This window comes from Asaia sp. HumB (assembly GCF_030263835.1).
In the GTDB taxonomy this organism is placed as follows: domain Bacteria; phylum Pseudomonadota; class Alphaproteobacteria; order Acetobacterales; family Acetobacteraceae; genus Asaia; species Asaia bogorensis.
The window spans coordinates 2,778,462-2,796,096 of the sequence record NZ_JARPML010000002.1 but is presented as its reverse complement, the minus strand read 5'-3'; the positions used below and the strand labels follow the sequence as shown (position 1 = coordinate 2,796,096).

At 60.4% G+C, this 17,635-nt stretch carries 13 protein-coding genes; 5 read left to right on the top strand and 8 right to left on the bottom strand.

The features are described 5' to 3' along the window. Positions 1-62 precede the first annotated feature (62 nt). Positions 63-1,466 carry a pyridoxal-dependent decarboxylase gene (locus tag P5689_RS13675; RefSeq protein WP_285533571.1) on the bottom strand — a complete coding sequence of 468 codons (1,404 nt, stop codon included), beginning with the start codon at positions 1,464-1,466 and terminating at the stop codon, positions 63-65. 109 nt (positions 1,467-1,575) lie between these two features. Between P5689_RS13675 and P5689_RS13670 the strand changes: the two genes are divergently transcribed. Both P5689_RS13670 and P5689_RS13665 read left to right on the top strand, forming a co-directional pair. Continuing rightward, the gene (locus P5689_RS13670; protein WP_285533569.1) at positions 1,576-2,487 is read left to right on the top strand and encodes a hypothetical protein; all 912 of its coding nucleotides are present in this window, start codon (positions 1,576-1,578) and stop codon (positions 2,485-2,487) included. A gap of 721 nt (positions 2,488-3,208) precedes the next feature. Next, positions 3,209-3,610: a hypothetical protein gene (locus P5689_RS13665; RefSeq protein ID WP_285533568.1), complete on the top strand. Its 402-nt coding sequence runs from the start codon at positions 3,209-3,211 to the stop codon at positions 3,608-3,610. On the opposite strand, the gene P5689_RS13660 is transcribed toward P5689_RS13665, so the two are convergent. Both P5689_RS13660 and mfd read right to left on the bottom strand, forming a co-directional pair. Then, entirely contained in the window at positions 3,593-4,390 is a 798-nt protein-coding gene (locus tag P5689_RS13660; RefSeq protein WP_285533566.1) for an SDR family oxidoreductase, read from the bottom strand. The genes P5689_RS13665 and P5689_RS13660 overlap by 18 nt on opposite strands. Before the next feature lie 162 nt (positions 4,391-4,552). Further along, entirely contained in the window at positions 4,553-8,008 is a 3,456-nt protein-coding gene (gene mfd / locus P5689_RS13655; RefSeq protein WP_285533564.1) for a transcription-repair coupling factor, read from the bottom strand. Positions 8,009-8,126: 118 nt separating this feature from the next. Here mfd and recG point away from each other — a divergent pair, with 118 nt between their 5' ends. Together recG and P5689_RS13645 are read left to right on the top strand one after the other, a co-directional pair. Further along, positions 8,127-10,229: an ATP-dependent DNA helicase RecG gene (gene recG / locus P5689_RS13650; protein ID WP_285533561.1), complete on the top strand. Its 2,103-nt coding sequence runs from the start codon at positions 8,127-8,129 to the stop codon at positions 10,227-10,229. Positions 10,230-10,371: 142 nt separating this feature from the next. Beyond that, on the top strand, positions 10,372-11,973 hold the full coding sequence (locus tag P5689_RS13645) for a GGDEF domain-containing phosphodiesterase (protein ID WP_285533559.1): 1,602 nt from the start codon (positions 10,372-10,374) through the stop codon (positions 11,971-11,973). A gap of 152 nt (positions 11,974-12,125) precedes the next feature. On the opposite strand, the gene P5689_RS13640 is transcribed toward P5689_RS13645, so the two are convergent. Continuing rightward, positions 12,126-13,079, bottom strand: a complete 954-nt coding sequence (locus P5689_RS13640; protein WP_231944696.1) for a lipid A deacylase LpxR family protein — start codon at positions 13,077-13,079, stop codon at positions 12,126-12,128. A gap of 378 nt (positions 13,080-13,457) precedes the next feature. Between P5689_RS13640 and P5689_RS13635 the strand changes: the two genes are divergently transcribed. Next, entirely contained in the window at positions 13,458-14,132 is a 675-nt protein-coding gene (locus P5689_RS13635) for a cold-shock protein (RefSeq protein ID WP_023977462.1), read from the top strand. Between the two features lie 284 nt (positions 14,133-14,416). On the opposite strand, the gene smpB is transcribed toward P5689_RS13635, so the two are convergent. From smpB to P5689_RS13615, 4 genes are all read right to left on the bottom strand, one after another. Continuing rightward, entirely contained in the window at positions 14,417-14,911 is a 495-nt protein-coding gene (smpB, locus tag P5689_RS13630; protein ID WP_062164382.1) for an SsrA-binding protein SmpB, read from the bottom strand. Beyond that, complete coding sequence (gene dapA / locus P5689_RS13625; protein ID WP_166928789.1) at positions 14,912-15,808, bottom strand: 4-hydroxy-tetrahydrodipicolinate synthase; 897 nt, start codon at positions 15,806-15,808, stop codon at positions 14,912-14,914. It lies immediately after the preceding gene. Between the two features lie 96 nt (positions 15,809-15,904). Further along, entirely contained in the window at positions 15,905-16,744 is an 840-nt protein-coding gene (locus P5689_RS13620) for a prephenate dehydratase (RefSeq protein ID WP_285533558.1), read from the bottom strand. Next, entirely contained in the window at positions 16,741-17,469 is a 729-nt protein-coding gene (locus P5689_RS13615) for a 3-deoxy-manno-octulosonate cytidylyltransferase (protein ID WP_023977466.1), read from the bottom strand. The genes P5689_RS13620 and P5689_RS13615 overlap by 4 nt, the downstream gene beginning before the upstream one ends. Positions 17,470-17,635 lie beyond the last annotated feature (166 nt).

Here is a 17,635-nt window from a genome sequence, read left to right as displayed (position 1 = left end):
CGTGGGCCGCCCTTCACGGGCGGCCTCGCTCCGGACGACGGGGCCGATGCCCCATATCCGGGTTATCGCTCCGCCAGCTCAAGAATCTTGACAAGCATTGCGTCGATTGTGGCGCGTGTTGTGCGATGGTTGACGATTGCCGCGCGTATGACAAGCTGTCCGCCGATACGCGTTGTGGAGGGTGCAGCCACGCCGCTCTCGTGCAGGTCTTTCACCAGCGTATCGATCGCATCGTCCTCAAGACCATCCACTGTAAAGCAGACGATGTTCAGGGCAACCGGGGCCATAAGCAGAAAGCGGTCATCTGCCTCCACGGCCTCGGCCAGATAACGGGCGACGGCGCAGCATTCCTCCACCATTTCCCCCAGGCGGTCGGCACCATAATGGGCGATCGTCATCCACACCTTGAGCGCCCGAAACCCGCGTGACAGATCCGGCCCGAAATCGCAGGGCCAGGGGGCATTACCCGCCAGCCCGCGATCCGCCCGGGTGAGATAGCTCAGTGACTGGGCGAATGCCTGCGCATGCAAGGCAGGATCCCGCACCAGAATACACCCTGCGTCGTAAGGAACCTGTCCCCATTTATGGAAATCAAGGGCAAGGCTGTCGGCTCTTTCGATGCCATCAAGCATGATGGCGTGCTCAGGAGAAAGCCGGGCAAACGCCCCGAAAGCACCATCGACGTGAAACCAGCATTTTTCTTTTGCTGCGATATCAGCGATGGCCTCCAGCGGATCAACCGCGCCGCAATCCACACTGCCCGCCGTGCCGATGATGATAAAGGGATGATACCCTGCCGCACGATCCTCGGCGATACGCTGTGACAGAGCCACGTCATCCATGCGGTACAGCTCATCGACCGGGATGAGGCGCAAGGCGTCGCTCCCAAGCCCCGCCATGTCGAAAGCGCGGCTCACACAGCCATGAGCGGTTTCGGCGGCATAGCCAACGAGCTTTGCGCCCGATACCCCGGTCTGACGTAGCCCCGGTACGGCAGCGCGGCTGGCGGTGATGATTCCGATGAAGTTTGCGAGCGACGACCCTGTGACGAGACAACCAGACGAAGCGGTCGGCATACCCACCATCTCGGCGGCCCAGCGTATCACCTGACGCTCCACTTCAATGGCAGCATGATCGCGGCCGCCACAATTATCATTCAGGCTGGCAGCCAGCATCTCGGCAAGAATACCGATTGGCGTACCCGCGCCCTGAACCCATCCCATGAAACCGGGATGCGGATTGCCATTTGAATAAGGGCGGATCCCCCTCAGGAAACGGTCATAAAGCGCCTGCGCCTCCTGCCCCTCGCGCGGCAACGCGTCCCGGAACCCGGCGCGCAGCGCAGCCGGCATAGGCTGCCAGACAGGCCCCTCCCCCATCTGCTCGGCCCGATCGAAAACATCATCGAGCATACGATGGGCAAGGGCACGCAGCCCGGTCCAGTCCTGCGGGTCCAGTCCACTCATCACCATTCCTCATCCATGTTTGCATTGCGCCTGTCAGGCACGTGAGCTCTCCTAGCGGGCTACGAGCCTGCGCCCAACTCCTGCCGTAAAATTCGGGTTGTAAGAGGGCATGAACAGCCCCATCCTCGCCCCCATGAAACATGCCGCAGCCTCCCTTCTTGCCCTCCTCGCTCTGGGAGGGGCCGCCCGTCACGCGTATGCTGATGCCATCCCGGCATCCTGCATGGCCTCGCAATCCGCATCGCGCACAATGGGCGCGGCGAGCCTCACAATGTCCGGCTACAGCGCCGCACTTTCTGGTGGGGGCGCCACACTGGGGGTCGGTCAGGTGATGGCACAGGACCGTCAGGGCCATCTGACCCTGCCCAACCTGCGTGATGCCAATGCCCTGATCTCGTTTGGTCTGCTCAAACTGGTCCATAACGGATCTCCCGCCGGGTGCCATGGCGTCGATGGCAGGCCTGCCCTTAAGAGCTTGCGCGACGCCTTGCATCAGGGGGCCGTAGCCGAACTCGTCTGGACGGGCATCGCATTATCTGATGGCAAGAACCGCTACACGGCTGATCGGGTGAATGTCACTTTGCGGTCAGGCCAGACACCGGGAAGTGTGGATATCAACTTTGTAGCCTCCGGTGTCAGTGCGCCTGGGGGCTCCGCCCTCCCGGGAAAACTGAGCACGACCCTGACCATTCCTGAGCAGATGCTCGACAGCACAAAATCTCCCGAAGGGAGGATTACGATCTCCTCCCTTCAGGCCTTGTGGGATAAAGGACGTCTCGACGGTCATGGCTGGATCACCCCCGGACGCACCACAGCCACAAGTGCAGGCGAACTGCATGTTGCCATCACCGACCTGAGCGATCTGCTGGCGACCATCCGCCCCGTTCTGCCAAGTGGCGTATCAACCGCGCTCGCTGTGGCCCAGTTCATGGGGCATCGCGATGGCAATCAGGTTCTGTGGGACCTGACGCTGGGCGGCGGCGTGCTCAAGGTTAACTCTATCCCTATCCCGGTGAACTGAGCGGCATGGCCCGGACAATTGTCCCTGATCCGCGCTTGCCCAGGCAGTTGGCTCGCGGATCAGGGACAATTGGCCCGAGACCTGCTCGGATATCCGGCGCCGACGGGGATTTTGGATCCCTCAAGCGCGTTCACTGACGCCACGCATCTGAACCGTGACGCCCGCGCACGAGGAAACACCCTGGTGTCACAATTCCGGTTTCATTTGTGTCTTTTGAGTAAGACGACGGCTCGCAATCTGTTCTACGAACGATACCCTGCCAGATTATCATACATGGAATCTTGATCCTCATAGCAAAGTTTCGCCATATACGCAGAACTGGTGGACGATTATTGCAATATGAACGGTCATCGCTGGGAATCCGGGTCCTATAGAACCAGTATCACGGGCTATGAGCACATTGCACACCGGAAAATAAGCCGAAGCGATCAGTCACAGCACCAACACGCCACCCTGGATGCCAACAATGGGCGAACACCCCCCGTTATCGCCTGCACGATAATGGCTGGCAAATTAGGCAGGGCGACCGTTCACATGGCAGGCTTTCCCGCCCCTCGATGCTGAACGGGGAATTTTCGTAGGCGACCCGCTGAGTCAACCTGATACCCTGAACAAGATCACGCTCCCCTCAGGCGTCACGAGTTTGACGCCATGGGTGTTTGAGTCTGGTGAAGAGACTGAAGCATTTTACGCTCATACTAACAGTCTGATCTGGCTTGAGGTGTCAGGAACAAAACCAGCCTTCACCGTCCTCATGGCGGAGTTCAGCATCGATGCAGCTTGCATCGGTGTTTTTCTGGCGGCGGCCTATGATGCTCTGGGCGCACTTGACCGCGCCGATGAATGGCCTTCCGCTTTTGACTGGGTGAGTGATCATCTTCCGCAAATTGCCCATTTCGCGTGCACGCTTCCGATCCCGCAATCTGAAACGCCGTGCTTCATCGCCAGCACCGGCAGCGATGGAGGATATGCCGCTGCAGCACTACTCGACGCGGAAGGCAGTCTTTCGGGAGTCCTGATCGATATCGCGGGGAGAGCCTGTGATAGCCGTTTCATCGACAAGCTACTACCCGCCCCCCCTACACGCCCCCTCCGGCGAGATCGATCAGCCGGGGTGACGTAGCAGGCCACCCTCAACGCGCAGGGCCGCACCCGACGTTGCTGAGGCGAGCGGCGAGCAGATATAGGCCACCATATTTGCGACTTCCTGCGGATCGGCCAGGCGATTGATCAACGTGGTCGGCCGGTTCTCCTTCAGAAAAGACGCTTCGACTTCCTGCGCCGACCGCCCCGATTTTTCGGCAGCCTTGTCGATCATGCTCATCACCCCCTCCGTACGGGTGGGGCCCGGCAGCACGCTGTTGATTGTCACCCCGGTACCGGCCACGCTTTCGGCAAGGCCGCGGGCGATCGCAATTTGAGCCGCCTTGCTGAATCCGTAATGGATCATCTCTGCCGGAATATTGAGGCCCGACTCACTCGAGATAAAGACAATCCGGCCATCCTTGCGCTCGACCATTTTTGGCAGATACGCACGGGAGAGCCGCACGCCGCTCATGACATTGATATCGAAAAACCGCTGCCATTCCGCATCGCTGATCTCGGCAAACGGGACTTCCTCGAAAATACCCAGATTGTTGACCAGCACATCGACTTCAGGATGCGCTGCAATCAACTGGGCGATAATTTCAGGCTGCGCCACGTCGCCCGCAAATCCGCTCACAGAGGCATCGCTGACCTCCTGACGGATCGCTTCTATGGTCGCATTTGTGCGTGTCTCGCCACGCCCATTCACGATCACATGGGCTCCAGCTTCTGCCAGACGCTTTGCAATCGCGAGGCCGATACCGCCGGTCGAACCTGTCACCAGCGCCTTTTTTCCCGAGAGATCGAGTGCAAGCATGATATGTCTCCATTCGTTCGATACAAATCGAACAAACCTGAGCAGATTAAGTTGCCTCCACCCCGCTCATCATCCCCCGCTCTGGGGGTGGGATAGAGGGGAAGAGACGAGCCCTCCCCCCAGAACCCAATATTCCCGTAGGCTCTTACCTCGCAGCGCGACTCAGGCGTCAGCCTTGTCAGCCAGCTTCTTCAACGCCCCCATTACCTTGCGGGCCATGGTGATTCTCTGCGCGTTGGTCATTTCGCGCACGACGGCAAGCTTCTGATCGGGACGCAGCTTCACGCCCTGATCCTTGTGTCGCTCCACCCATTTCAGCAGACCCATCGGGTTGCGGAACTTCCGGTTACGGAACTGGATGACCATGCCCTTGGGTCCGGCCTCAAGCCGATCCACGCCAGCCGCACTGCACAAACGCTTGATGACAACCACATCAAGCAGGTTCTCCACTTCCTGCGGCAGCGAACCAAAACGATCGACCAGTTCGGCGCGCATTGCATCGAGCTCCGCTTCGCCTTCCAGCCCGGCGATACGGCGATAGAGACCCAGCCGAACAGGAAGGTCGCGCACATAGGTTTCGGGGATGAGCACGGGCAGACCCAGAATGATGTTGGGCGTCCAGTCCTTGACCTCAGCGCGTTTCTGATCCTTCTGCAGGCGCATGGTGGTGACGGCATCTTCCAGCATCTGCTGGTAGAGCTCGATCCCGACCTCCTTGATATGACCCGACTGCTCATCACCCAGCAGATTCCCCGCGCCGCGCAGATCCAGATCATGAGACGCCAGGGTGAATCCCGCCCCGAGCGTGTCGAGCGTCTGCATGATTTCGAGACGCTTTTCGGAAGCCGGCGAAAGCCGATGGCTCTGCGGCCAGGTGAGATAGGCATAGCCGCGCTGCTTGCCGCGCCCCACGCGCCCGCGAAGCTGGTAGAGCTGACCCAGGCCGAACATGTCGGCACGATGGATGATCAGCGTATTCACCGCAGGCATGTCCAGACCGCTCTCCACAATATTGGTGGAGAGCAGGATATCGTAGCGCCCGTCGGAAAATTCCGTCATGACGCGCTCGAGTTCTGCCGGGGTCAGACGACCATGAGCCTGAACGGTTTTTGCATCGGGTACGATGTCGCGCAGGCGGTCCGCCATGCGGTCCATATCCTCGATACGCGGAACAACGCAGAAAACCTGCCCGCCACGAAAACGCTCGCGCTGGATTGCCTCGCGGATCATCACACTGTCAAACGGGGTGATGAAGGTCCGTACGGCAAGCCGGTCCGTTGGCGGCGTGGCAATGAGGCTCATCTCGCGCACGCCAGTCAGCGAGAGTTGCAAGGTGCGCGGCAAGGGCGTGGCGGAGAGTGTAAGCACATGCACATCCTCGCGCATGGACTTGAGGCGCTCCTTGTGCGCCACGCCAAAATGCTGCTCCTCATCAATGATCAGCAGGCCCAGATTAGCAAAATTGACCGATTTGGCGATCAGCGCGTGTGTGCCGACCACAATATCGACCTGCCCTTCTTCCAGCGCGCGTCGCGTCTCGGCAGCCTCCTTGGCTGTCACGAGGCGGGACAGCTGGGCAATACGGACAGGAAAGCCCTCGAACCGGGTCGAGAAACTGCGAAAGTGCTGTCGCGCCAGCAGCGTGGTGGGAACGACCACGGCCACCTGCACACCCGACAACGCCGCCACGAAAGCCGCGCGCAGGGCCACCTCCGTCTTGCCGAAGCCGACATCGCCACAAACCAGACGGTCCATGGGGCGCCCAGAGGTCAGGTCCTCCAGCACATCGGCAATGGCGCGTGACTGGTCCTCGGTCTCGACAAAGGGGAAGCGGGCACAAAACTCGTCCCACATCCCTTCGGCAGGTATGAGCGACGGCGCTTCCTTCATGGCGCGACCCGCGGCGGTGCGTATCAGCTCGCCCGCCATGTCGCGAATGCGCTCCTTCATCTTGGCCTTGCGGGCTTGCCAGGCCTGACCGCCCAGCTTGTCCAGCGCCACACCGCCCTGCTCCGAACCAAAGCGGCTCAGAAGCTCGATGTTTTCAACCGGCAGGAAAAGCTTCTGCGCCCCGTCATAGAGCAGACGCAGACAATCATGCGGAGCCACGCCATCGCTGACCGTTTCCAGCCCCTCATAGCGCCCGATGCCGTAATCAGCGTGAACGACCAGATCACCTTCGGCAATTTCAGACGCCTCGGTGATGAACTGCTCGGCCCGGCGCTTGCGACGGGGCGGACGGGCGATCCGCTCACCCAGCAGATCCTGCTCGGAGATGAACGCCATGCGGTCCGCCACAAAGCCACGTTCAAGCCCGAGCACAATGAGCCCGACCGTTCCCGGCGAGATCCCCGCCGCCGAAGCCCAGCTGTCATGGGACCCGGTGGTAAATTTGTGCTCCTTCAGCAGCGAGGCAATGCGCTCGCGCGAGCCCTTGGTCCATGCCGTCACGTAGCAGCGCCGTCCGGCTTTCTCCCATGCCTCAAGCTGTGTCCGCAGGGCATCGAAAGCCCCTTCACGCGTGCCATCCTTGCCACGGACGAAAATGGGCCCCGGCCTGCCCCCGGCATCCATGCCCTGTACCGTATCGGGCTTGGCGAAAGGATTGAGGGCAATGCTCGGTACACGGGCCAGCATGGCGTCCCAGCCCGAGCGATTGAGATAAAGCAGGTGCGAAGGCAATGCCCGATAGATGGCCTCTCCCTCACGCGCGGGAGCCTTTCTGGCCTCGAAGTGATCGGCGATCATTTCCAGACGGGCCGAGAGAATATCCGGCACCTGATGGTCCATGCTGATCGATGCATCGGGCAAATAATCGACCAGCGTATCCATATGCTCATGGAAAAGCGGAATGTAGTGTTCGAGACCCGGAAAACGCCTTCCCTCGGAAACGTTTTCGTACAGCACATCCGAAGCTGAGGATGGCCCGAAAAGATCGCGCCACGCGGAGCGGAAGCGACTTATGGCCTCGGGACTCAACGCATATTCGGAGACGGGACGAAGATTGAAAGCGTCCAGCGTATCGGTCGAGCGCTGGCTCGACACGTCAAAGCGCCTGATGTTGTCGACCTCATCGCCGAACAGATCGAGGCGTATTGGCTCGCTCTCGCCGGCGGGGAACAGATCGAAAATGCCCCCGCGTGTGGCAAACTCACCCGCCTCCATCACCGTATCGGTGCGCGTGTAGCCGCTCGCGACCAGCAGATCGATCAGCATGGCCTGATCGAGGGCCTCGCCCTTCTTCACGGAGATGGCCTGGTTACGGAACGCATCGCGTGGCGGGACGCGCTGAACAAGAGCATGAACCGTGGTCAGCACGATGCGCCGCGTCGCCCCTGCGGGTTCCAGCAGACGCGTCAGCGTTGCGGCACGCTCAGCTGTCAGGGCCGGATTGGGCGAGACACGGTCATAGGGAAGGCAATCCCAGGCGGGGAAGCGCAATACGCTCACGCCGGGCTCGACATAGGCCAGCATGTCAGCCAGCGCGGCGACAGCGGCATCGTCGCGCGCCACATGGATAAGCGGGCCGTCATGCTCGCTCAGGCGGCGACGCAGGAGAAAGGCCGTATAGGCCTCCGGCACGCCCCAGAGGGTCGGCCGGTCGGGGGTATCGGTCATACAGAAATCCAAAGCACGCGCGCCACAATGCAGGCGTGCTGCCAGGCGATGGTTTCGTTTTGTTCCATGACGGTTCTATCCTATAGCCTGTGAAACTCCCGATGTCAGCCCATGTTCCATGAAGGTCATGTCTCCAGAGCTATCGCCGATCACCCCGCTTCTGGCGCCCCTCGCCACCCTGCCCGGCATCGGCCCCCGTTATGACGGGCTGCTGCGCAAGGTTGCCGGTGGCAACAGGGTTATGGACCTTCTATTCACCCTGCCTAGCAGCTACGTTGACCGACGCACGATCATGACCCTGCGTGAGGCCCGTGAGCAGCTGATGCCCGGCGCGACCCTGACTGCCCGACTGCGCGTGCTCGACATTGTCCAGCCCAGCCGCGCCCGCCAGCCCTTTCGCATCCGTGCGACCGATGACACCGATGAGGTGGAGATTCTGTTCTTCCATCAGGCGTTCGTCCGCTCCGTTGCACCGGGTGACGAACTCGCCGTCTCGGGCAAGCTCGAGCGCTACGGTCTGTCGCTTACGATGCCGCACCCGGATTATATGGTGAACTGGCTGCGCCATGACACAATCCCCGCCATCGACCCGGTCTGGCCGCTGACCGCCGGCCTGTTTCCGTCCGTCATGCGCCGCGCCATGCACAAGGCGCTCGATCTTCTGCCGCCTATGCCGGAATGGATACCCACGGAAGCATTGGCGCGCCATGACTGGCCGCCCTTTCACGAGGCGCTCGAAATTCTGCACCGCCCCAAAGTCGAGCCAGACCGTCACTGGTCTCGCCTGGCCCTGATGGCGCGCGAACGGCTGGCATTCGATGAATGTCTGGCCGATCAGCTTTCCCTCGCGCTCGCGCGTCAGGAGGCACGCATCCTGTCCGGTCGCGCTCTGAAAGGTGACGGTACCCTGCGCGAGGCTGCTCTGGACCGGTTCGGCCATGTCATGACCGGCGCGCAGAACCGGGCTCTGGCCGAAATCGACGCAGATATGGCCGCACCTGTGCCCATGATGCGCCTGCTGCAAGGCGACGTTGGCGCAGGCAAGACGCTCGTGGCGCTGATGGCCATGCTTCGTGCCGTGGAAGCTGGAGCGCAGGCCGCCCTCATGGCCCCAACCGAGATTCTGGCCAGCCAGCATTATGAGACCCTGTCGCGCCATTCTGGCGTACCCTGCGTCTATCTGTCCGGCAGCGTGAAGGGAAAGGCGCGCGCTCTTGCGCTCAAGGCCATCGCCGACGGCACGGCACGGCTCGTCATCGGCACCCATGCCCTGTTTCAGGAAGCTGTGGTGTTTCACGATCTGGGTCTTGCCGTCATCGACGAGCAACATCGCTTTGGCGTGCAGCAGCGTGCCATGCTGGGTGGAAAGGGTTACTGCACCGATATTCTGGTCATGACGGCGACCCCCATCCCGCGTACATTGCTTCTTACTCAATGGGGGGATCTCAGCGTGAGCCGGCTGGATCAGAAACCGCCCGGTCGTAAACCCATCCAGACATCGCTGCATCCCCTCTCAACGCTTAATGAGGTCATTGGCGGGATCAGGCGCATTGTCGAGCGAGGGGCACAGGTTTTCTGGGTTTGCCCGCTTGTTGAAGAGAGCGAGGTGCTCGACGTGGCTGCAGCCGAAGCACGATGGGCCGACCTTTCGCAACGCCTGACTACACCTGTTGGACTGGCTCATGGGCGGCAGGAAATCTCTCAGAGACAGGCCGAGCTCGACCGTTTCCGGCTGGGTGAGACTCGGCTGCTTGTCGCGACGACGGTTATCGAGGTCGGTGTCGATATCCCCAATGCCTCTGTCATGGTGATCGAACACGCCGAACGGTTCGGGCTTGCCCAGCTACACCAGTTGCGCGGCCGCGTCGGGCGTGGTGCAGCAGCGTCGTTCTGTCTGCTGATCTATGATGACGGCGCGACAGGTGCCACAGGCAAGGAACGCCTCGCCCTGCTGCGGGAAACGGAGGACGGCTTCATCATCGCTGAACGCGACTTCAGATTGCGCGGCGGTGGTGATCTGACTGGCAACAGACAGTCGGGACTGCCCCTCTTCAGATTGACCGAAGGGGTCGATGCAGAGTCACTCCTTAACGAAGCACATCGCGAAACCAAGGCGATCACATATAAATTATCTGAGTCCTGCAAAATGGGCACAGAATTACAGGCACTTCTCCGGATATTCGACCGAGATGATCCGAACAGGATAAATCGAGCCGGATAATGACAATACTAGTCACCCGTCGAAATACTTGTTTAATCTTTTGACATGTTACTGAATTCGTTTTGACTATTGATCAAGACCAGACTTGCCCAAATCGTCATTGTCTTTCATAACCTGCATTATCCCGTCAGAGAGAGGCGACATGTCATCGATCCATCAGCCCGAACCACACCTCGCGATACTTGAAATCGCGCGCAGGCTGCTGGGCGCATCGTCTGCCTGCATATGTGGTTTCGACAGGGCCGGAGACCTGATCGAGATTGCCCGTGACGACAGTATCGCCTCGGAGATTACGGCTGAGTGTGTCAGGGCCGTCTGCAACGCTACGGACTCGCTCTATCTGAAAAGAACCGACACATCGATCGATATAGGTATCGCGCTCGAAAATGATCTCGCGCTTCTGGCCCATATTCCGCTTTCGGGATCCGAAACAGAACTCCGTGAGCTTGCCCCCTATCTGGCTGTCTGTGCAAGAACAATCCTGCTCAACCAGCCTTTGCAGACGCGTCGCCGCGACCTGCCTGACCGCCGCCTCTGTGCTGCGCATATCGGCAGGCTGATCGACACCACATCCGGTGAAAGCCGTAAAACCAGCTTCTCGGTACTGGAGATCGATCTCGATCATCTCAACGCCCTGAATCTGCGCTACGGCTGGGAGACTTCCAACCGGGTCATCGACGAAAGCATTACGCGCATCCAGGCCATTCTGCCTGCACAGGCCTATCTGGCCTATGCAGGGGGTGGCAATATCCTTGTCGTTTCGCCGCCCGGCCTGTCGCTCGTCACGACACGTACGCTTATCGCCAATATCCGCCAGGCCCTTTCTCCGGAGATCCTGATTGACCGAGGGGAGATCCAGCCCTTGTTCTCGATCGGGTGGGCCCTCTTCCCCGATGATGGCGACAATGCAGCCGCCCTGTTGCAGGCCGTCGATGCCGCAGTGAACGACATTCGACAGAACGGTGGCGCCCATGAGAGACGTGCGACATTGTCCGGCACGGCGGCGCTCATCGGATCGTCTGGCCTTGAACGTGATCTGATGCAGGCCGTGGAACGCGGCGAACTCTCCCTGAACTGGATGCCGATCATCGCCCCTGGCAGCCAGACCGTTGTGGCGCTCGAAGCGCTGCTGCGTTGGGAGCGCCCTGGCGTCGGCCAGATTCCACCCGATATTTTCATTCAATGCGCCGAAAACGGCGGCATGATCGAAAAGATTGATCAGTGGAGTTTGAGGAAGGCCTGCGAGGCAGCGGCATCCTGGAGCCACCCGCTTCGCGTATGCGTCAATATTTCCCCAACATGGCTGGCACGCCGCCTCCTCTCGGGCATGGTGGAAGCCATCCTGCAGGAAACAGGCCTCCCTCCCGAACGTCTGCAGATCGAGCTCTCCGAAAAGCGTTCCTTTGGTCCGCGTGACATTGCCTATCAGGAGCTTTCCCGGTTGAGGGCTCTCGGTGTGCATGTCGCTCTTGACGATTTCGGCGCAGGCTACTCCTCGCTCGAAAGGCTGGCGAATTTTCCGGTTGATCAGATCAAGTTCGACCGCTCGTTCATGCTCCGCCTCAACGATGATCGCCGGGTCAATGAAGTTATGGGGCAGACAATTCAGATGGCCCGTCGGCTCGGCATCTCCTGCTGCGCCAAAGGCGTGGAAACAGAGCGTCAGATGGCCTTCCTCGACTCGTATGGATGCGAGGAAGTTCAGGGCTATCTGCTTGGCATCCCGACGCCAGATTATCTCTAACTCAGACCTGTCCGGGGCGGTTCGCCCGCAAACAGACTGAGAGTGCAGACGTCGAGCATGGAAAAAGCCCGTACCGGCGACAGACCGGTACGGGCTTTTTCAATCACGCAGGCACAACCCGGCAGAGCCGGGTTTTTACTGTTGGCTTAGGCTCAGAATTTGACCGAAAGCTTGAGCGAACCATAGTTGAACAGCCCCGCCTTTGCCGTCTTGAACTGGGCAGTCTGCCAGTTCTGGCTGTAGGACAGGCGCACACCATGCCACATCACGGCGAGGCCAGCATGGATCATGCCGACATCCCAGGTCTTGTCGACATGAGGCGAGTTATCACGCAGCGTATTGCCCTGCAGTGTCGAGTCATAGGCAACAGCCTGCCCCTCCACACCACCATACAGATACCAGGCGACAGGACGTGTGGCGACGAAGGCATCCGTTCCATCGAGGCCCGGCCCGATCGTCGCATTGCCGAAATCGCTGTCCAGTCCCTGACCGATACGGAATGTTCCGGCTGCATCGGCGTAGGTACGATAGTCGCCGGCAGCCCCTGAAATGGCCGGCAGCACATCGGCGCTGATTCCATAGAGGTTCACGACCGGCAGACGCCAGATACGCCCGGCCTGGATCTGGAAAATCGGCTGATTCTGCAGCTGGGTGTGCCAACCGAGATTTTTCGTATCCCCGATAGCGCCGTGGAAACCGTTCTGCAGCTGACGCCCGAGGCCTGCCGGGCCCATCACACCAAACTGAATGCCGGCAACGCTGCGCGAAAGGTCAGTATCATTGATGAAGTTGACTGTGCCGAGCAGCAGGCTCGAATAGGGACGATCACCCGAAGCCGGCTGAGCGGTCTGGGTATCGCGCGGGGTAAAGATGAGCTGCTGCACACCAAGGCTCACACGCTGCACGCCGTCACCGAGCAGGAAGCGGTTCACGTCAGCGAAAGGCTTGGGCAGATTATCCGTGCCTGATGTCCAGTTGAAACGGAGCCCCGACGTATAATACTGGTCCGAGGTTCCCTTGAGGGTCGACACCGCGTCATTCTCGCCCTGCAGCGTCCAGGTGCCATAAGGATCCTGTTTCGGGGTGGCGTGAGCCGTTGCACCCATCACAGCGAGACCGAGAACCGAGAGCGATCCGGCCCTGACCTGTCTGGCGCCCGGCCAGCGCGACTTTGAACAGCGCAAATCCATCCCCTTCCGAAATAACAGGCGGCCACCATAGCCGATTTCACGTAACAGGAAACAGTGACAGCCGGTAACCCGAAGACTATCCGCTCATAAAAACGCGATATGAAGAAGATCGTGGTAATCGGGTCACGTTTTCTGGTGGCATAACCCGAAAAAACCGTGTTAGGGTCTTAATGAAACCCCTTGTGGACATCGCCCGTTCCGTACCAGCCGGCAGGCCCGTGCACACCGTTTCGACTTACTCCACTGGTGATTCTCAGTATGATGGATCACCGCACAGATCTCGGGATTAGACCGTTGAGAAGCAACCGTACCGACCGCAGCCCACGTTCCCCGCGCCGCGGCGGATTCGACGACGATTTCATGACCCCCTCCTTCGGTGACCGTGGCGGGATGCAAAATCGTCGTCCCCCTTCGGGCGGCCCACAGGTTCTGGCGTCAGGCCCGGAAGTGGGCGCCAGCGTCAAGTGGTTCAACAGCGAAAAGGGTTTCGGCTTTGTCGAGCTCGCTGATGGATCAGGCGACGTTTTCCTTCATGCAAACGCCCTCTCCACCGCTGGCCACACCAGCGTAAACCCCGGCACGACGCTGAACGTCCGCATTGGCCAGGGCCCCAAGGGCCGTCAGGTCGCTGAGGTTCTCAACGTCGACACCAGCACGGCAGAAGCACCGCGCCCCCGCGCTGCCTTCAACCCGGCTGGCCCGCGCCCGGCTTTCGGTGGCGGTGGTCGTCCGGCCCGTCCGGCTCCTGACCTGTCACAGGCACAGGATCTGCGCGGCATCGTGAAGTGGTACAACGCCACGAAGGGCTTCGGCTTCATCACGCCGGAAAACGGTGGCAAGGACATCTTCATCCACGCCTCGGCTCTCGAGCGTTCGGGCCTCTCCGGCCTCAATGAAGGCCAGGCCGTCGATGTGAAGGTTGTGCAGGGCCAGAAGGGTCCGGAAGCAGCCGACATCAACATCGCCTGAGCGATCTTCTGATCCAGAAAAAACCCGGCCTTGTGCCGGGTTTTTTTTGTGCCTTGTCGGGATGTGCCTTGTCGGGACTAGCCCGCTTCAGGCTCTCGAATGACTCTCCGCCAGCACAGTCGTATCACATGGTGAGCAGCAATCATCTGTGATGACCCGGACTCAGCGCCATGCCCTTTTCAACCGAAAAAGCGCACCAGCACCGGAGCAGACTCTATCATCGGATAAACGGTGGGTGAGCCCGGACCACGCTTACAGCAGGGCAACACTTTCCAACGCGCTGATCAGTAATCCTTGCCTTTGCTGCGGAGCAACCGGGCCTTGTCACGCTGCCAGTCCCGCTCGGCGATCGCGTGGCGCTTGTCCTCTTTCTTACGCCCCTGACCGAGGCCAAGTGTCAGCTTGGCACGTCCACGGGCATTGAAATGAACGTCCAGCGGAACGAGCGAAGCCCCTGCCCGCGAGACAGCGCCAAGCAGATGGGCAACCTGCTTCTTGTGCAAGAGCAGCTTGCGCGGTGCGCGCGTGTCAAAACGGGATAGCACGCCGCCCTGATATTCAGGGATATAGGAATTGAACAGCCAGATCTCGCCGTCCCGCTCGCCAGCATAGGCTTCGTTGATCGCTGCGCGACCCATACGAAGACTCTTCACCTCCGGCCCCTTGAGAACGAGACCTGCCTCGACGGTTTCAAGGATTGTATAATTGAACCGGCCTTTTCTGTTCTGCGCGGCAATGCCGTGAGAGATCAGACCGGATTTCTTTTTTTCAGCCACAATTTATCCTGACAGGCCGGTTTTTTTCAGGGCCTCGTCAATCACAGCGCGGGAGGCCGCGCCGGGTTCACACAGGGGCAAACGCACAGTCGGGGTGCACAACCCCAAACGTGATGCTGCGTATTTAACCGGCCCCGGATTGCTCTCGCAGAACATCGCGTCATGCAGGGGTGTCAGACGTTGCTGGATCTGCATCGCCTTTGCCACATCACCCGCCTGCCATGCTTCGTGCATCGCGGCACAAAGCCTCGGCGCAATATTGGCTGTGACGCTGATGCAACCCGTCCCGCCCGCAGCGAGGAACGAGACCGTTGTGCCGTCATCGCCCGTCAACTGGGTGAATGGCGCATCGCCAAGCAGGGCACGGAGCTGAAGCGGACGCGACAGATTGGCCGTTGCATCCTTTGTCCCGACAATATTCGGGTGCTGCGCCAGACGCGCCATCGTCTCCGGCAAGACTTCGACCACTGAGCGACCAGGCACATTATAGACATAAAGCGGCAGATCGGTCGCATCGGCAACCAGCATGAAGTGCTGGTACAGGCCTTCCTGGGTCGGCTTGTTGTAATAGGGTGCCACCACAAGCAGGGCGTCGGCGCCAACGGCCTTCGCATGGCGTGCCATGCCGATCGCCTCATGCGTGCTGTTCGACCCCGCGCCAGCCATGACCGGCACGCGCCCGCCCGACACCTTGACGGTATGGGCGACAACAAGCGCATGCTCATCATGGGTCAGGGTCGGGCTCTCGCCGGTCGTGCCGGCTGGGATAAGGCCTGCCGTTCCTTCATCGATCTGCCAGTCGATAAAGCGACCGAGGGCCGCGAGATCAACCGTGCCATCTTCACGAAACGGGGTCAGCAGCGCGGTCAGAGACCCTTTGAAATCCTTGTTCCGTGCCATGCCTGTTCACCTGCCCCGTTTTTAGAACCTGCTGCTAAATAGAACTCCTGCCGCCCCTGTCAAATGGATATCGCGTGGAAGCTCTGCCCCTGTGCGCTACCCCGGATAACGGGAGGGACTCGCGGGATAAACGCCAAGTATGGCAATTTTCTCGCTGCATCCCCGCAATACCGGCAGAGCCCTGCCCAACGCCTCCTGCTCGGGATGCCCTTCCACGTCCAGCAGAAAGCCTGTCGCCGTCAGCGTGCCGGGGCTCATATAGCTTTCGAGACGCGTCATGTTGACACCATTTGCGGCGAACCCACCCAGAGCCTCGTAAAGCGCACCAGCCCGGTTGAGCACACGGAACACAAGCGTCGTGATCACGCGTTCATCCTGCGGCGAGGGCCAGGCAGCCTGTCGCGCCACCAGATAGAACCGCGTCGTGTTATGGGCAGCGTCCTCGACATTAGCCCGCAAAACCTCAAGGCCGTTGAGCTCGGCAGCCAGTGATGACGCAATGGCTGCATCCTCGCGGGACTGCCATTTGACGACCATCTCTGCCGCCCCCGCCGTATCGAAGGCCGAGCAGGCCTCGGCACCAAGCTCACGGATCAGGTTCCTGATCTGCCCCAGCGCCACCGGGTGGGTATGAACCCGCTTCACTTCCTCGATCCTGGTGCCGGGCAAGGCAATCAGGCAGTGTTCTACACGCTGGAAATGCTCGCCAATGATCGGCAGACCGGCCTCGGGCAAAAGTGCATGAATTTCGGGAACACGGCCCGCAAGCGAATTTTCGCAAGCCAGCATGCCGAGCGTTGCCCGTCCCTCGCGCACGGCATCAATCGCCGCTTGAAAGCTGGGGCATGGCAGGGTTTTCCAGCCCGGTCGCGCTGTGAGGCAGGCAAGATCGGAATAAGCGCCGGGACGCCCCTGAAAAGCAATTATGTGGGTCATGCTGCAAGCACCTGACGTATGCGCACGAGATCCTCAGGCGTATCGACCCCGAGCGGTGCCTCGGTGATAGAAGCACAGCCAATGCTCATACCCGCCTCAAGCGCACGCAGTTGCTCAAGCGACTCACGACGCTCGAGAGGCGAAGGCGCGAGCGCCACGAACCGCGCCAGCGCCTCACGCCGCCAGGTATACACCCCGACATGATGCCAGAGCGGGCCGTCACCCCAGGGGATCGGCTGCCGGGAGAAATAAAGCGCACGCGCTACAGTTGCACCCGGCGCGAAAGCGCAGGCAGCCTTGACGACGGAGGCCCGTCGCGCCTCTTCCTCTGTCTCTACCGGCGCAACCAGCGTACCGATATCGAAACCCTCAGCCACCGGGCGCAGGGCGGCGGAGAGGCTGTGCGGCGCAATCAGAGGCAGATCACCCTGCAGATTGATCACCACATCATGACGCCCCTCCGGATCATGGCTTTGCAGGGCGGCATGAACGCGGTCAGATCCGCTGGGCAGGGCCGGATCGGTCAGCACACCTGCCACATCATGTCCAGACAGGGCATCGAGAATGGCCTGATCGCCAGAGGCAACAAGCACAGGGCCAAGGCCTGATGCGAGCGCCCGTAACGCCACCTGAAGGATCATGGGCTTGCCGTCGATCTCTGCCAGCGGCTTGTTTGGCAAGCGCGTCGAGGCAAGACGCGATGGAATGACGATAATAGGATTCATGGGAATGAGGCAGGCTTTCCGCTTGTCTTGTGAAGGGCCGCAGCGCGAGGCCAGACATGCCGCACCCCCCATGACGCGTCAATCTTTCCTTGCAGGCTGCACGTTTTCATTGCGTCAGCCCGTATCGATTCATCGCCATCATGGCTGAAAATTCTGTTTTTCGGTC

What these genes read in the sequence shown, in the direction of transcription:
- P5689_RS13645 (WP_285533559.1), top strand. Translation starts at nt 10,372, where the DNA reads ATGTCATCGATCCATCAGCCCGAACCACACCTCGCGATACTTGAAATC.
- P5689_RS13615 (WP_023977466.1), bottom strand. Translation starts at nt 17,469, where the DNA reads ATGAATCCTATTATCGTCATTCCATCGCGTCTTGCCTCGACGCGCTTG.
- P5689_RS13670 (WP_285533569.1), top strand. Translation starts at nt 1,576, where the DNA reads ATGAACAGCCCCATCCTCGCCCCCATGAAACATGCCGCAGCCTCCCTT.
- P5689_RS13675 (WP_285533571.1), bottom strand. Translation starts at nt 1,466, where the DNA reads ATGAGTGGACTGGACCCGCAGGACTGGACCGGGCTGCGTGCCCTTGCC.
- P5689_RS13620 (WP_285533558.1), bottom strand. Translation starts at nt 16,744, where the DNA reads ATGACCCACATAATTGCTTTTCAGGGGCGTCCCGGCGCTTATTCCGAT.
- P5689_RS13640 (WP_231944696.1), bottom strand. Translation starts at nt 13,079, where the DNA reads ATGGGTGCAACGGCTCACGCCACCCCGAAACAGGATCCTTATGGCACC.
- mfd (WP_285533564.1), bottom strand. Translation starts at nt 8,008, where the DNA reads ATGACCGATACCCCCGACCGGCCGACCCTCTGGGGCGTGCCGGAGGCC.
- dapA (WP_166928789.1), bottom strand. Translation starts at nt 15,808, where the DNA reads ATGGCACGGAACAAGGATTTCAAAGGGTCTCTGACCGCGCTGCTGACC.
- recG (WP_285533561.1), top strand. Translation starts at nt 8,127, where the DNA reads ATGAAGGTCATGTCTCCAGAGCTATCGCCGATCACCCCGCTTCTGGCG.
- P5689_RS13660 (WP_285533566.1), bottom strand. Translation starts at nt 4,390, where the DNA reads ATGCTTGCACTCGATCTCTCGGGAAAAAAGGCGCTGGTGACAGGTTCG.